This is a genomic window from Pseudomonas sp. H3_E07 (assembly GCF_054668895.1).
Genome location: NZ_CP162795.1, coordinates 3,072,432 through 3,087,955, shown reverse-complemented (window position 1 = coordinate 3,087,955; position 15,524 = coordinate 3,072,432). Strand labels below are relative to the sequence as shown.

Genomic DNA, 15,524 nt, shown 5'->3' with positions numbered 1-15,524 from the left:
GAGCATCGGTCAAAAAGATGAGCGGATTGAACAATAACGCCGCCCCCGAACGGAAGAGACTGGTTCCACACCAACCCTCGTTCAGGAGTTACCGCAATGTTCAATAACTGGTCCGACTTGCTGCCTACCGTGAAGAAAGCCTTTGGCGCGCTGGGCAAGAGCAACCCGAAGATGGTCAAAGCCTACATGGCGCTGGGCGAGGCTGCCGAGGAAAACAACGTGCTCGACGCCAAGACCCGTGAACTGATTTCCATCGCCGTGGCCATCACCACTCGCTGCGATGGCTGCATCGGTGTGCATGCGGATGCTGCGATCAAGGCCGGTGCCACCCGTGAAGAAGTCGCCGCAACACTGGCCACCGCCATCTCGCTGAATGCGGGTGCGGCATATATCTACTCGTTGCGCGCGCTGGAAGCCTACGACACGCTCAAACCAGCGCCGCAAAATTAAGCCGGAACTGTTGCGGCGTGACGCCCAGCCTGCGGTTGAACACACTGCGCATGTGCTGGGCGTCGCGAAAGCCGCATTGATAGGCGACGGTCTTGAGCGGCGCGCGGCTGCTTTCGAGCATGACCCGCGCCGCGTCAACCCGCGCCCGTTCGACAAATTCCGCCGGTGTGATCCGCGCCTCACGGGCAAACACCCGAGAGAAATTGCGCGCGCTCATATTGGCCGCCTTGGCCAGGTCGGCAATGGTCAAATCCCCGGTGAGGTTCGCCAACACGTACAGCTGCACCAGCGCCACTGCCGAGGTGGTTTCGGCGTGGGGCGTGAGAAACGGGCTGAACTGCGACTGCCCGCCCGACCGCTGGGTAAACACCACCAGGCGCTTGGCCACGCTCAGTGCGACTTCCGGGCCGTGGTCCTGAGCCAGCAGATACAGCGACAGATCGATGCCCGCCGTGACCCCGGCCGATGTGTAGAGGTTGCCGTCCTGCACGTAGAGGCGGTCGGCGTCGACCTGGGCCGTGGGGCACAGGCGCGCCAGATCGGCCGCGTCATTCCAATGGGTGGTGACGGTTTTGCCATCCAACAGCCCGGCGCGCGCCAGCATGAAGGCGCCGTTGCAGATCGAGCCGAAGCGTTGCGCGCGAGCAGTGGCGCTGCGCAGCCAGTCATCAAATTCGGCACCGAAGTCTTCGAACGGCAACTGCGGGCCGCCGGCGACCAGCAATAGGTCATAGGCTTGCAAGGCCTCGCTGTAATGCCGATGGGCCTGCAATGACAGGCCGTTGGAGGCCGCCATGCTGCCGTGGCCCAGACCGATGACGTCCAGTTGGTAATGATCCTGCGGCGACAGAAAACGATTGGCCTCGCAGAACACATCCAGGGGGCCGGTCACGTCCAGCGACTGGACGCCAGGAAAGATCAGAATGGCGACGGTTTTATGCATGGGTAAACCTTTATATCCGGGCGGACGCAAACCCTGTGGGAGCCGGGCTTGCCCGCGATGCTGGCGACTCGGTCCATCAGGTATACCGAGGTGACGCTATCGCAGCAATGCGGCGATCCGACAAGCCAGCTCCCACATGTGAGCGTGCCTGGCGCTGGCACGATGTGACGGCACATTGGCCGACATCGCTCCCTCGCCGCGATAGCCCCCTGACTGGCGCGCGACCAGACTGGGGACTTTACAGAGGAGAACACCCATGAGCACCACCATCGCCGGCATCCAGATCCCGGACAGCGCCCTGGCCAAAGCCACCACCGAATACATCCGCGACGTCGAATCGGACCTGCTCTACCACCACTCCCGCCGGGTCTTTCTGTTCGGCGCCTTGAGCGGCGAACGCAAGCAACTCGCCTACAACCCGGAGTTGCTCTACGTCGGCGCGATGTTCCACGACCTGGGCCTGGTCGAAGGTCATCGCAGTGACAACGAGCGCTTCGAAGTCGACGGTGCCAACGCCGCCGCTGCCTTCCTCAAGCCTTACGGGCTGAGCGATGACGATATCGAACAGGTGTGGCTATCCATCGCCCTGCACACCACGCCGGGCGTGCCGCAGCATCTGCGCCCGACCGTGGCGCTGGTGACGGCCGGTGTGGAAATGGACGTGCTGGGCATGGACTACGCCGCGTTTTCAACCGTGCAGCGCGAAGCCGTGGTGCATGCGCACCCACGCGGTGAAGGGTTCAAGGAGTGCATTATCTGCGCCTTTGCCGACGGCTTGCGCCATCGCCCGCAGACCACGTTTGGCAACGTGAAGACGGATGTCTTGGTGGATCAGGAGCCGGGGTTCAAGCCGATGAATTTTGTCGAGGTCATCCGCACATCCCCCTGGACGGCTTAATCAGCCTGAAACGCAATCAAATGTGGGAGCGGGCTTGCTCGCGAATGCGTTGGATCAGTCGATACATCTGGTGACTGATACACCGTATTCGCGAGCAAGCCCGCTCCCACAGTTTGATCCGGATCAGACCGGTGCAGGCGCCCGGCGCTTGTCCGGCTGTTTCCAGCCATCTGCCGCCGCTTCTTCAATCGCTTGCTGGATGGCTTTCTTGCGGTGTTCTTCGGCACGACGGCTGAAGAACCACACCAGGAAGGTCACCAGCGACACTGCCAACAGAATCAGGCTGGCCACGGCGTTGATCTCAGGCTTAACCCCAAGGCGCACCGCCGAGAACACTTCCATCGGCAGGGTGGTCGACCCCGGACCCGACACGAAACTCGCCAGCACTAGGTCATCCAGGGACAGTGCGAACGACATCATGCCGCCCGCCGCCAACGATGGCGCGATCATCGGGATGGTGATCAGGAAGAACACCTTCCACGGCCGCGCCCCCAGGTCCATCGCCGCCTCTTCGATCGACAGGTCCAGCTCACGCAGGCGCGCCGACACCACCACCGCCACATACGCCGCACAGAACGTGGTGTGGGCGATCCAGATGGTGACGATGCCACGCTCCTGGGGCCAACCGATCATCTGTGCCATGGCCACGAACAGCAGCAACAGCGACAGACCGGTGATCACTTCCGGCATTACCAACGGCGCGGTCACCAGGCCGCCGAACAGCGTGCGGCCCTTGAACTGGCTGATGCGCGTCAGCACGAAGGCCGCCAACGTACCCAACGCCACTGCGGCCACCGCCGTGTAGCAGGCAATTTCCAGGGAGCGCGCCACCGAGCCCATCAACTGGGTATTGTCCAGCAGGCCTACGTACCACTTGATCGACCAACCGCCCCACACCGTCACCAGCTTGGATTCGTTGAACGAGTAGATCACCAGGATCAGCATCGGCAGGTAGATAAACAACAACCCCGCCACCAGCATGAAACTCGAGAAACTGAAGCGCTTCATATCTTGCCCTCCATCTCTTTGGCTTGGCTGCGGTTGAACAGGATGATCGGCACGATCAGGATCGCCAGCATCACCACCGCCAGGGCAGAGGCCACCGGCCAGTCACGGTTGTTGAAGAATTCTTGCCACAACACTTTACCGATCATCAGGGTTTCCGGGCCGCCCAGCAGTTCCGGGATCACGAACTCGCCCACCACCGGGATGAACACCAGCATGCAGCCGGCGATGATGCCATTCTTGGACAGCGGCACGGTGATCTTCCAGAAGCTGTTGAAGGTGCTCGAACCCAGGTCGGATGCGGCTTCCAACAGGCTCTGATCGTGCTTCACCAGGTTGGCGTACAGCGGCAGGATCATGAACGGCAGGTACGAATAGACCACGCCGATGTACACCGCGATGTTGGTGTTGAGGATCTGCAGCGGTTCGTTGATCAACCCCATGGACATCAGGAAGCCATTGAGCAGGCCGTTATTGCTGAGAATGCCCATCCACGCATACACGCGGATCAGGATCGCGGTCCAGGTCGGCATCATGATCAGCAGCACCAGCACGGTCTGCATCTCTTTGCGCGCACTGGCAATGGCGTAGGCCATCGGGTAACCGATCAGCAGGCACAGCAGCGTGCTGAAGAACGCCATTTTCAGCGAGCCCAGGTACGCGGCGATGTACAACTCGTCGTCGCCGAGCATCGCGTAGTTGCCCAGGTTGAGCACCAACTGCAGTTTCTGCTCAACGAACGTGTAGATCTCGGTGTACGGCGGAATCGCGACGTCGGCTTCGGCAAAACTGATCTTCAGGACGATGAAGAACGGCAGCATGAAGAACAGGAACAGCCACAGGAAGGGAATGCCAATGACCGCATGACGGCCACTGGGCGTTATTCGTTGCAGGCGGCGCTTGAGCTTCTTCATGTTCATGAGCGAAGTACCACGCCGCTGTCGTCTTCCCACCACACGTAAACCTGGTCACCCCAGGTCGGCCGCTGCCCACGACGCTCGGCGTTGGCAACGAAGGACTGCACCAGTTTGCCGCTCGGCAGCTCCACGTAGAACACCGAGTGGCCGCCCAGGTAGGCGATGTCGTGCACCTTGCCGCTGGACCAGTTGTGCTCGCAGGTCGGCATTTCGGTGGTGACCAGCAGTTTTTCCGGGCGAATCGCGTAGGTCACCGACTTGTCTTCCACCGAAGTGGCGATGCCGTAGCCCACGTAGATGTCGCGGTCCAGGTCCGGGCACTTGAGCACCGCGTGGCCTTCGGCGTCATCGACCACTTGGGTGTCGAAGATGTTGACGTTGCCGATGAACTCGCACACCAGACGGCTGGTTGGCGTTTCGTAGATGTCGATCGGGCTGCCGATCTGGGCGATCCAGCCCAGGTGCATGATCGCAATGCGCTCGGCCATGGTCATGGCCTCTTCCTGGTCGTGGGTCACCATCACGCAGGTCACGCCGACGCGCTCGATGATTTCCACCAGTTCCAGCTGCATCTGCGAACGCAGCTTCTTGTCGAGAGCGCCCATGGGCTCATCGAGCAGCAACAGTTTCGGGCGCTTGGCCAGGGAACGGGCCAGGGCCACACGCTGACGCTGACCGCCGGACAACTGGTGCGGCTTGCGCTTGGCGTACTGGCTCATCTGCACCAGCTTGAGCATCTCGGCCACGCGGGCGTCGATCTCGGCCTTGGGGATCTTGTCCTGTTGCAGGCCGAAGGCGATGTTCTGAGCCACGGTCATATGTGGGAACAAGGCGTAGGACTGGAACATCATGTTGATCGGCCGCTCGTAGGGCGGCATGTCTGTGATGTCTTCGCCGTCGAGGTAGATACGGCCCTCAGTCGGGCGCTCGAAACCGGCGAGCATGCGCAGCAAGGTGGACTTGCCCGAACCCGAACCGCCGAGCAGGGCGAAGATCTCGCCTTTCTTGATTTCCAGGGACACATCGTCCACGGCAATCGTCTCGTCGAACTTCTTCGTGACCCGGTCGATTTTGACCAGCACCTTCTTCGGTGTCTGGTCCCCTTCGAGGGCTTTCTTATAGGCGCCGGAGGCAACTGCCATTTACGAAACTCCCAGAAAAAAAGAGTGCAGAACGTCCAATACGGACGAACCTTGGATAGGTTGAGCCTTACTTGCCCGTCTTGACCTTGGTCCAGCTACGGGTCATCAAACGTTGCACTTTCGGGGGTAGCTCGAAGTTGACGAATGTCCTGTCGAGTACCGCCTGCGGTGGGTAAACCGCCTCGTCCGTGCGTATCGATTGCTCCATCAGCTTGTCCGCCCCTGGGTTAGGGTTGGCGTAACCGACGTAATCACTGACCTGGGCGATCACCTCAGGTTGCAGCAAATAGTTGATGAAGGCGTGGGCCTCTTTGACGTTGGTGGCATCCTTGGGGATGGCCAGCACGTCGAACCACAGGTTGCCGCCTTCTTTCGGAATCGTGTAGGCGATGTTCACGCCCTTGCCGGCCTCCGCCGCGCGGGCCTTGGCCTGGAACACATCGCCGGAGAAACCTGCCGCCACGCAGATGTTGCCGTTGGCCAGGTCCGAAATGTATTTGGAAGAATGGAAGTAGGTCACGTACGGCCGCACTTTCAGCAGCTTCTCTTCGGCCTTCTTGTAATCGTCCGGGTTCGTACTGTTAGGGTTCAGGCCCATGTAATTGAGCACCGCCGGCAGCATTTCATCCGCCGAGTCCATGAACGACACGCCGCAGGTCGCCAGCTTCTTCATGTTCTCCGGCTCGAACAGCACGGCCCAGGAATCGATATGGTCGACGCCCAGCACTTCCTTCACTTTATCGACGTTGTAGCCGATGCCATTGGTGCCCCACAGGTACGGCACGGCGTACTGGTTGCCGGGGTCATTCTTTTCCAGGCGTTTGAGCAGCGCCGGGTCGAGGTTGGCGTAATTCGTCAGCAATGACTTGTCGAGTTTCTGGAACGCCCCGGCCTTGATCTGCTTGCCCAGGAAGTGGTTGGACGGCACCACCACGTCGTAACCGGTACGCCCGGCCAGCAGCTTGCCTTCCAGGGTTTCGTTGGAATCAAACACGTCATACACAGGCTTGATGCCGCTGGCCTTTTCGAAGTTGGCCAGGGTGTCGGTGCCGATGTAATCCGACCAGTTATAAATATGCACAGTCGGTGCGGCCTGCACGCTCAACGTCAGCGTGATACCTGCACCCACCAGCATGGCTTTGCGAAATAAAGAAATTGGCAAGTGGAGGTCCTCTTAAATAGTTGGGCCCAAAGTTGTTGCCCGGCAACAAAACCGGCGCGCAACTTACCCTCGATAAACCGATCCGGCAAAACTTTCTGTCATTTAATTGTTTCGATAACCACCGCGCCAGGCGCGGTGGTTAGCAAAGACCGGTTATTTACCGGACTTGATCTTGGTCCAGCTGCGTGTCATTTCACGCTGGGTCGCAGCCGGCAGGTCAGCAATGGCGTAGAGCTTGGCCTGTACGTCCGCTGGCGGGTAGATGCCCGGGTCGCTGGTGATTTCCTTGTCGACCAGTGCGGTGGCTTTCTCGTTACCGTTCGGGAAATGCACGCTGTTGGTGATTTCAGCCATGACTTGCGGCTTGAGCAGGTAGTTCATGAACTTGTAGGCGGCGTCGACGTTCTCGGCATCTTTGGGGATGGCGACCATGTCGAAGAAGCTGCCAGCACCTTCTTTCGGAATGTCGTAGGCCACTTTGACCTTGCCACCGGCTTCAGCCGCACGGGACTTGGCCTGTTCGATGTCACCCGAGTAACCCACGGCCACGCAGATATTGCCGTTGGCCAGGTCGGAGATGTACTTGGACGAGTGGAAGTAGCCGATCGAAGGACGGATTTTCAGGAACAGGTCTTCGGCCTGTTTCAGATCAGCTTTCTTCTGCGTGTCGGTTGGCAGGCCCAGGTAATGCAGTGCCACCGGCAGCATTTCGGTCGGCGAATCGAGGAAGCTCACGCCGCAGCTTTTCAGCTTGGCGATGTTCTCTGGCTTGAGCAGCACGTCCCACGAATCGATCTTGTCCACGCCCAGCGCGGCCTTGACCTTCTCCGGGTTGTAGCCGATGCCGATCGAGCCCCACATGTACGGGAAGGCGTGCTTGTTGTCCGGGTCGCTGACCGACACGGCTTTAAGCAGGGACTTGTTCAGGTTGTCGTAGTTGGACAGCTTGGACTTGTCCAGCTCCTGGTAGACACCGGCCTTGATCTGCTTGGCGAGGAAGTTGTTCGACGGTACGACGATGTCGTAACCGGACTTGCCTGCCAGCAACTTGGCCTCCAGGGTTTCGTTGCTGTCGAACACGTCGTACACCACTTTGATGCCGGACTCTTTTTCAAAGTTGGCGATGGTGTCCGGTGCAATGTAGTCGGACCAGTTGTAGACGTGCAGCACTTTGTCGTCTGCCTGGGCCGCGCCCGCCATTGCGCCCATCAGGGACAACGCGAGGAGGGTCTTGCCAGCGTTCTTCAAACCTAATGCCTTCATTTGGTGATGCTCCAATTTTTTCTTTTTTGGGCCACAAGCTTCATATGTTTCGAGGCCCAGCCAAAGGGCAACAAAACAGGGCGACAGTCTGGCAAGTTCAAGGGCCGGCTTTCAACCAAGGCCCTCATATTTCTGACTGCTCAGACGCAGCGCCCGAAAGCCGCTGCGTCCTGAGCCTAGCACTTAGCCCTGCAGTGCCGCCAAAGTCAGGTCCAGGCACTGACGAGCCTTGGTCACCAACTCGTCGATTTCTGCCTTGCTGATCACCAGCGGTGGCGAAATGATCATGGTGTCGCCCACGGCGCGCATGATCAGGCCATTTTCAAAGCAGAACGTACGGCAAATCATGCCAACGCCCTTGCCTTCGTAACGCTTGCGCGTGGCTTTGTCCTGTACCAGTTCAATGGCACCGAGCATACCCACACCACGCACTTCGCCCACCAGCGGATGATCCGCCAATTCCCTCAGACGTTTCTGCAAATACGGTGCCGTTTCGTCGTGCACACGATTAACGATTTTTTCATCACGCATGATGCGGATGTTTTCCAGCGCCACTGCCGCCGCAACCGGGTGACCGGAGTAAGTGAAGCCGTGGTTGAAATCACCGCCCTCGTTGAGGACTTCCACCACTTCATCGCGAACGATCAGGCCGCCCATCGGGATGTAACCCGACGTCAGGCCCTTGGCGATGGTCATCATGTGCGGCTTGAGGTCGTAGAAATCGCTACCGAACCACTCACCGGTGCGGCCGAAACCGCAGATCACTTCGTCGGCAATGAACAGGATGTCGTACTTGGCGAGGATTTCCTTGATGCGCGGCCAGTAGGTCGCAGGCGGCACGATCACGCCACCGGCGCCCTGGATCGGCTCGGCAATAAAGGCACCGACGTTGTCCACGCCCAATTCCAGAATCTTTTCTTCCAACTGGTTGGCGGCCCATACACCGAACTCTTCGGGGCTCATGTCGCCGCCTTCGCCAAACCAGTACGGCTGTGCGATGTGGGTGATGCCCGGGATCGGCAAGTCGCCCTGCTCATGCATATAGGTCATGCCGCCGAGGCTGGCGCCGGCCACCGTGGAGCCGTGGTAGCCATTCTTGCGGCTGATGATGGTTTTCTTGTTTGGCTGGCCCTTGATCGCCCAGTAGTGGCGGACCATACGCAACATGGTGTCGTTGCCTTCGGAGCCGGAACCGGTGAAAAACACGTGGTTCATGCCGGCCGGCGCGATGTCGGAAATGGCTTTTGCCAGCTCCAGCACCGGCGGGTGAGCGGTCTGGAAGAACAGGTTGTAGTACGGCAGTTCTTTCATCTGCTTGGCGGCGGCGTCTGCCAGTTCATCGCGACCGTAACCGATCGCCACGCACCACAGGCCGGCCATGCCGTCGAGGATCTTGTTGCCTTCGCTGTCCCACAGGTAGACGCCGTGGGCTTTGGTGATGATGCGCGGGCCTTTCTCTTTCAACTGCTTGAAGTCGCTGAACGGCGCCAGGTGGTGATCACTGCTCAAGGCTTGCCATTCACGGGTTTGCGGGTTGTTGCTGGACATACCAATCTCCTAGACTTTTCAGGTGAGGGCGCGCCGTGTGAAGGACGCGCCCGGCGCATCAGACGGCGAAGAGCAGGAATTCCCGCTCCCACGAACTGATCACGCGCTTGAAGTTTTCATGCTCGGCCCGCTTGACCGCGACGTAGCCCGTGATGAATTTTTGACCCAGGTATTTTTCGATGGTCTTGCTGTTTTCCATGCGCTCCAAGGCGTCTTCGATGGTCAACGGCAGGCGCAGGTTGCGCCGTTCGTAACCACGACCCACCACCGGCGCGCTCGGGTTATGGCCTTCGACCATGCCGATGTAGCCGCACAACAGGCTGGCGGCGATCGCCAGGTACGGGTTGGCGTCAGCGCCCGGCAGGCGGTTTTCCACGCGACGGTTCTGTGGGCCGGCATCCGGAACACGCAGGCCGACGGTGCGGTTTTCTTCGCCCCACTCCACGTTCACCGGCGCCGAGGTGTCCGGCAGGAAGCGGCGGAACGAGTTCACGTTGGGGGCGAACAGCGGCAGCAATTCAGGGATGAATTTCTGCAGGCCGCCAATGTGGTTGAGGAACAGCTGGCTCATGGTCCCGTCTTCATTGGAGAAGACGTTCTTGCCAGTAGCGATGTCGATGATGCTCTGGTGCAGGTGCATCGCGCTGCCCGGCTCGCCAGTCATCGGCTTGGCCATGAAAGTGGCGGCCACGTCGTGCTTGAGCGCGGCTTCTCGCATGGTGCGCTTGAACACCAGGATCTGGTCGGCCAGGGACAGGGCATCGCCGTGACGGAAATTGATTTCCATCTGCGCGGTGCCGTCTTCGTGGATCAGGGTGTCGAGGTCCAGCTCCTGCAGCTCGCACCAGTCGTAGACGTCTTCGAACAATGGGTCGAATTCGTTGGCGGCTTCTATAGAGAAAGACTGCCGGCCGGTTTCCGGACGGCCGGAACGACCAATCGGCGGTTGCAGCGGGAAGTCCGGGTCTTCACAGCGCTTGGTCAGGTAGAACTCCATCTCCGGCGCCACAATGGGCTGCCAGCCTTTGTCGGCGTAGAGCTTGAGGACTTTCTTGAGCACGTTGCGCGGCGACAGCTCGATCGGGTTGCCTTGCTTGTCGTAGGTGTCGTGGATCACCTGGGCGGTGGGCTCGATGGCCCAGGGCACCAGGAACACCGCGTTCTGGTCGGGGCGGCAGATCATGTCGATGTCGGCCGGGTCGAGCAATTCGTAATAGATGTCGTCTTCGACATAGTCGCCGGTCACGGTCTGCAACAGCACGCTCTCGGGCAGGCGCATGCCTTTTTCGGCGATGAACTTGTTGGTCGGCGAGATCTTGCCCCGGGTGATACCGGTGAGGTCGCCAATCATGCATTCGACTTCTGTGATCTTGTGGTCTTTCAACCAATCGGTGAGCTGGTCGAGGTTGTTACTCATAAATGCCTCTGGGCTGGGTTTCCTGGCATCCATTAAAGGCCAGGCGTTGGTTGACGCAGCATCCGCGTCGTTTTTTCATTCAGGGTAGGAGCTTACCTGCCATTTGCTGCTGCGTTGCATTCCTCACGCCAAAGTTGTGCGCAATCTTGAGCAGCAGGCGAGGCGCATGCCGTTCTGTGGCAAATGAGGAGGCAAGAAAGAGGTCGGGCCGGGCGTCAAGAATATTGGCCGGTGCGCGGGCGTTCACGCGGGAGGATTGGACGGGTGACACAGCCTGACTGAAGCAGGCCAAGACGCCGTTGGGCGGCAGGTGACACATGAAGCACCCCGGTATTATTGCTGTTATGGGTTTGAATCGAGCTTAGCCTTGTTCATTTTTTTACACAACACCCCCGTAAAAAATACAACACGGCCCGCTCAAGCCTGCGAGTCCCAAGCCCTTCAAACCCAAAAAACCGCCCCAAAAAGCCCCAAAAAAGCCTTCGTGGCGCTTTTTTAGGGCAAAAAAGGCCTCGCTTGACTTCGGCATGCCGTTCGGGTTGACTGAAACCAGAAAAGATCAATGATTGATATTTTTAACAACAAAGGTGTTGCATCATGTCGGTACCCCCGCGTGCCGTTCAGCTTAACGAAGCGAACGCGTTCCTTAAGGATCATCCTGAGGTTCTGTACGTAGACCTTCTAATTGCGGATATGAATGGTGTGGTGCGCGGCAAGCGCATCGAACGCACCAGCCTCCACAAGGTTTACGAGAAGGGCATTAACCTGCCTGCCTCTTTATTTGCCCTGGATATCAACGGCTCTACGGTGGAAAGCACCGGCCTGGGCCTGGACATCGGTGATGCTGACCGAATCTGTTATCCAATCCCCGACACCCTGTGCAATGAACCTTGGCAAAAGCGCCCTACCGCGCAATTGTTGATGACCATGCACGAACTTGAAGGTGAACCTTTCTTCGCCGATCCGCGCGAAGTGCTCCGCCAAGTTGTAAGCAAATTTGACGACCTCGGTCTGACCATCTGCGCCGCCTTCGAGCTTGAGTTCTACCTGATCGACCAGGAGAACGTGAACGGCCGCCCACAACCGCCCCGCTCGCCTATCTCCGGCAAACGCCCGCACTCGACACAGGTCTACCTGATCGACGACCTCGACGAATACGTCGACTGCCTCCAGGACATTCTGGAAGGTGCAAAAGAGCAAGGCATCCCGGCCGACGCCATCGTCAAGGAAAGTGCCCCGGCGCAGTTCGAAGTGAACCTGCACCACGTGGCCGACCCGATCAAGGCTTGCGACTACGCGGTGCTGCTCAAGCGCCTGATCAAGAACATCGCCTACGACCATGAGATGGACACTACCTTCATGGCCAAGCCTTACCCAGGCCAGGCAGGCAACGGTTTGCACGTGCACATTTCGATCCTGGACAAAGACGGCAAGAACATCTTTGCCAGCGAGGATCCCGAGCAGAACGCCGCATTGCGTCACGCGATCGGCGGTGTGCTGGAGACCCTACCCGCCCAAATGGCGTTCCTGTGCCCCAACGTCAACTCCTACCGTCGTTTCGGCGCACAATTCTACGTGCCGAACTCGCCGTGCTGGGGCCTGGACAACCGTACCGTGGCGATCCGCGTACCGACCGGCTCGTCCGACGCGGTGCGTATCGAACACCGCGTGGCCGGCGCCGACGCCAACCCTTACCTGCTGATGGCTTCGGTCCTGGCAGGCGTGCACCACGGCCTGACCAACAAGATCGAGCCGAACGCACCGGTGGAAGGCAACAGCTACGAGCAGAACGAACAGAGCCTGCCGAACAACCTGCGCGATGCCCTGCGTGAGTTGGACGACAGCGAGGTGATGGCCAAGTACATCGATCCTAAGTACATCGATATCTTCGTCGCCTGTAAGGAAAGTGAGCTGGAGGAGTTCGAACACTCCATCTCCGACCTTGAGTACAACTGGTACCTGCATACCGTTTAAACGGTTGCTGAAAAAAAACGCCGCAGACCTTAGGGGTTTGCGGCTTTTTTTGTGTTTTTTTCAGTTAGATCGAGTTGGCTTCATCGCAGGCAAGCCAGCTCCCACATTCGAATGTATTCACAGATCAAAATGTGGGAGCTGGCTTGCCTGCGATGGCGGCCTGGCAGACAACACACCTTCCTGCTCATACAATGCCCGCTGCCTTGTAGGAGACTTCCATGACCACCCGCCCCGCCGCCCCTCGCAAACCCCGCGCTCGCAGCCAGGCCCGGATCGACGCGATCCTCGACGCTGCCCGCACTTTGCTGGCTGCCGAAGGCGTGGCGGGTTTGTCGATCTACAGCGTGGCCGAGCGGGCGCAGATCCCACCGTCGTCGGTGTATCACTTCTTCGCCAGCGTGCCCGCATTGCTGGAGGCGTTGACCGCTGACGTGCACGCCGCTTTCCGGGCAGCCATCCAGGCGCCCATCGAGCATGACTCACTCAAACACTGGCGCGACCTGTCCTACATCGTCGAGCAGCGCATGCTCACTATCTATGATCATGACGCCGCCGCGCGCCAGTTGATCCTGGCGCAGCACGGGCTTACCGAAGTGACCCAGGCCGACCGTCAGCATGACCTGGAACTGGGTGACTTGATGCTCACCGTGTTCAACCGTCACTTTGAAGTGCCGACATTGCCCAGCGATGTGGACGTGTTTGCCTTGGCGCTGGAGTTGAGCGACCGCGTGTATGCGCGCTCGGTGCATCAGCATGGGCTGATTACGCCACGCATGGCGGATGAAGGGATGCGGGTGTTTGATGCGTATGTGGGGCTTTATTTACCGGCGTATTTGCCTAAGCGGCCGGCTGCGCACTAAGTCTTGTACCGATTGGGGCGGCCTCTTCGCGAGCAAGCCCGTTCACACATCAAAATGTGGGAGCGGGCTTGCTCGCGAAGGCGATCTCGAAAGCGACAACGATCCTCGATCACAACTTGGCGATCGACACCTCGGTGGACTTCACAAAGGCAATCACTTCGCTGCCAATCACCAGCTCCAGCTCTTTGACCGAACGGGTGGTGATCACGGAAGTGACGATGCCGGAAGCGGTCTGCACGTCGATCTCCGACAGCACGTCGCCTTCGACGATTTCTTTGATGGTGCCTTTGAACTGGTTACGCACGTTGATAGCTTTAATAGTCATGTCGTTCTCTCTTCATGGGACAAGCGAGTTATTGAGCCCAGCGCAATTGCGTAGGCAGCGGTGAAACAGGTTCGGGTTCCGGCGGTGAGCCCGGCAGGGACAACACACGGTTGAGCACTTCGGCTTCCAGCGCGGCCAGGCGATGTGAGCCCCGGGCACGTGGGCGTGGCAGGTCGACGATAAGGTCCAAACCGATTTCACCGTCTTCGATCAGGATCACCCGGTCGGCAATCGCCACGGCTTCACTGACATCGTGGGTGACCAGCAACACGGTGAAACCGTGCTTCTGCCACAGGTTTTCGATCAGTTGCTGCATCTCGATACGGGTCAAGGCATCCAGCGCGCCCAACGGCTCATCCAACAGCAACAAACGCGGTTGATGGATGAGCGCGCGGGCCAGGGCCACGCGTTGCTTCTGCCCGCCGGACAGCGCCGCCGGCCATTCATTGGCACGTTCAGCCAGGCCGACCGCTTCCAAGGCTTCCAGCGCTTTGGGGCGCCAGTCGCCTTTAAGCCCCAGCCCCACGTTGTCGATGATCTTCTTCCACGGCAGCAGCCGTGCTTCCTGGAACATTAGCCGCGTGTCTTCAATCGCTTCGCTCAATGGCGCGGAACCGGCCAGCAGCTCGCCGCCGCTGGCCTTATCCAGACCGGCCAGCAGGCGCAGCAAGGTACTTTTGCCGCAACCGCTGCGCCCGACCACCGCCACGAATTGGCCGGCCGGAATATGCAGGTCGATGTCCTTGAGCACTTCGCGCGCGCCAAAGGCCTTGCGCAACTTGCGTACCGCCAGGGGAATGCCCTTCAGCAGGCGCGGGGGTTGTTGAGCTGTCATGCCACACCGCCTTTGTTCACTTGATACGCCGGGTGCCAACGCAGCCACACACGCTCCAGGCCACGAGCCGCCAGGTCCGCGAGTTTGCCGAGGATGGCGTACATGACGATGGCCAGTACCACCACATCGGTTTGCAGGAATTCACGGGCGTTCATCGCCAGATAACCGATACCGGCACTGGCCGAGATGGTTTCCGCCACGATCAGCGTCAGCCACATGAAGCCCAGGGCAAAGCGCACGCCCACCAGGATCGACGGCAGCGCGCCCGGCAGGATCACCTGGCGGAACAGGCTGAACCCGGACAAGCCATAGCTGCGCGACATTTCCACCAGTGCCGGATCAACGTTGCGGATGCCGTGATAGGTGTTGAGGTAGATCGGGAACAGCGTGCCGAGGGCGACCAGGAAAATCTTCGCCGTCTCGTCAATGCCGAACCACAGGATCACCAGCGGGATCAGTGCCAGGTGCGGCACGTTACGGATCATCTGCACCGAGCTGTCCAGCAGGCGTTCGCCCCACTTCGACAGGCCGGTGATGAAGCCCAGGGCCAGGCCGATGCTGCCACCGATCAGGAAACCCAGGCCGGCACGCCAGCCACTGATGGCCAGGTGGGTCCAGATTTCGCCGCTGGCGACCAGGTTGATACCGGCTTCAATCACTGCGCTGGGGGCCGGCAGGATACGGGTCGACAACCAGCCCGCCGATACCGACAACTGCCACACCACCAGCAATAGAACCGGCAGTACCCAGGGCGCCACACGGTGGCTCAATTTTTCATAGTTCAT

At 59.6% G+C, this 15,524-nt stretch carries 15 protein-coding genes; 4 read left to right on the top strand and 11 right to left on the bottom strand.

Annotated features, from left to right (window positions below; translation table 11 throughout):
• Positions 1-96: 96 nt before the first annotated feature.
• Complete coding sequence (locus AB4O08_RS13995) at positions 97-450, top strand: carboxymuconolactone decarboxylase family protein (RefSeq protein ID WP_003176771.1); 354 nt, start codon at positions 97-99, stop codon at positions 448-450.
• On the opposite strand, the gene AB4O08_RS13990 is transcribed toward AB4O08_RS13995, so the two are convergent.
• Complete coding sequence (locus AB4O08_RS13990; protein ID WP_460114185.1) at positions 428-1,393, bottom strand: GlxA family transcriptional regulator; 966 nt, start codon at positions 1,391-1,393, stop codon at positions 428-430. The two genes, AB4O08_RS13995 and AB4O08_RS13990, sit on opposite strands and share 23 nt — an antisense overlap.
• Positions 1,394-1,649: 256 nt before the next feature.
• Between AB4O08_RS13990 and AB4O08_RS13985 the strand changes: the two genes are divergently transcribed.
• Positions 1,650-2,291 carry an HD domain-containing protein gene (locus tag AB4O08_RS13985; RefSeq protein WP_010207332.1) on the top strand — a complete coding sequence of 214 codons (642 nt, stop codon included), beginning with the start codon at positions 1,650-1,652 and terminating at the stop codon, positions 2,289-2,291.
• 123 nt (positions 2,292-2,414) lie between these two features.
• On the opposite strand, the gene AB4O08_RS13980 is transcribed toward AB4O08_RS13985, so the two are convergent.
• The 7 genes from AB4O08_RS13980 to AB4O08_RS13950 all read right to left on the bottom strand — a co-directional run bounded on the left by AB4O08_RS13980 (position 2,415) and on the right by AB4O08_RS13950 (position 10,745).
• Positions 2,415-3,299 carry an ABC transporter permease subunit gene (locus AB4O08_RS13980; RefSeq protein ID WP_010207334.1) on the bottom strand — a complete coding sequence of 295 codons (885 nt, stop codon included), beginning with the start codon at positions 3,297-3,299 and terminating at the stop codon, positions 2,415-2,417.
• On the bottom strand, positions 3,296-4,216 hold the full coding sequence (locus AB4O08_RS13975; RefSeq protein ID WP_010207335.1) for an ABC transporter permease subunit: 921 nt from the start codon (positions 4,214-4,216) through the stop codon (positions 3,296-3,298). Before AB4O08_RS13975 ends, AB4O08_RS13980 begins: the two co-directional genes overlap by 4 nt.
• Entirely contained in the window at positions 4,213-5,355 is a 1,143-nt protein-coding gene (locus AB4O08_RS13970) for an ABC transporter ATP-binding protein (protein ID WP_010207336.1), read from the bottom strand. The genes AB4O08_RS13975 and AB4O08_RS13970 overlap by 4 nt, the downstream gene beginning before the upstream one ends.
• Positions 5,356-5,422: 67 nt before the next feature.
• Entirely contained in the window at positions 5,423-6,517 is a 1,095-nt protein-coding gene (locus AB4O08_RS13965) for a polyamine ABC transporter substrate-binding protein (RefSeq protein ID WP_010207338.1), read from the bottom strand.
• 153 nt (positions 6,518-6,670) lie between these two features.
• Positions 6,671-7,765, bottom strand: coding sequence for a polyamine ABC transporter substrate-binding protein (locus tag AB4O08_RS13960; RefSeq protein ID WP_010207339.1), 1,095 nt, complete (start codon positions 7,763-7,765; stop codon positions 6,671-6,673).
• A gap of 198 nt (positions 7,766-7,963) precedes the next feature.
• Complete coding sequence (locus tag AB4O08_RS13955; protein ID WP_010207340.1) at positions 7,964-9,328, bottom strand: aspartate aminotransferase family protein; 1,365 nt, start codon at positions 9,326-9,328, stop codon at positions 7,964-7,966.
• A gap of 58 nt (positions 9,329-9,386) precedes the next feature.
• Entirely contained in the window at positions 9,387-10,745 is a 1,359-nt protein-coding gene (locus tag AB4O08_RS13950; RefSeq protein ID WP_003176780.1) for a glutamine synthetase family protein, read from the bottom strand.
• A 597-nt stretch (positions 10,746-11,342) separates the two neighbouring features.
• On the opposite strand from AB4O08_RS13950, the gene AB4O08_RS13945 reads away from it, so the two are divergent.
• Both AB4O08_RS13945 and AB4O08_RS13940 read left to right on the top strand, forming a co-directional pair.
• Complete coding sequence (locus tag AB4O08_RS13945) at positions 11,343-12,719, top strand: glutamine synthetase family protein (RefSeq protein WP_010207341.1); 1,377 nt, start codon at positions 11,343-11,345, stop codon at positions 12,717-12,719.
• 218 nt (positions 12,720-12,937) lie between these two features.
• On the top strand, positions 12,938-13,579 hold the full coding sequence (locus tag AB4O08_RS13940) for a TetR/AcrR family transcriptional regulator (protein WP_010207342.1): 642 nt from the start codon (positions 12,938-12,940) through the stop codon (positions 13,577-13,579).
• Between the two features lie 109 nt (positions 13,580-13,688).
• On the opposite strand, the gene AB4O08_RS13935 is transcribed toward AB4O08_RS13940, so the two are convergent.
• From AB4O08_RS13935 to ssuC, 3 genes are read right to left on the bottom strand one after another with little or no spacing between them, the layout of a single operon-like run.
• Positions 13,689-13,904, bottom strand: coding sequence for a TOBE domain-containing protein (locus tag AB4O08_RS13935; protein WP_003213899.1), 216 nt, complete (start codon positions 13,902-13,904; stop codon positions 13,689-13,691).
• Positions 13,905-13,932: 28 nt separating this feature from the next.
• Positions 13,933-14,739 carry an aliphatic sulfonates ABC transporter ATP-binding protein gene (gene ssuB, locus AB4O08_RS13930; RefSeq protein WP_010207344.1) on the bottom strand — a complete coding sequence of 269 codons (807 nt, stop codon included), beginning with the start codon at positions 14,737-14,739 and terminating at the stop codon, positions 13,933-13,935.
• On the bottom strand, positions 14,736-15,524 hold the full coding sequence (gene ssuC, locus AB4O08_RS13925) for an aliphatic sulfonate ABC transporter permease SsuC (protein WP_010207345.1): 789 nt from the start codon (positions 15,522-15,524) through the stop codon (positions 14,736-14,738). Before ssuC ends, ssuB begins: the two co-directional genes overlap by 4 nt.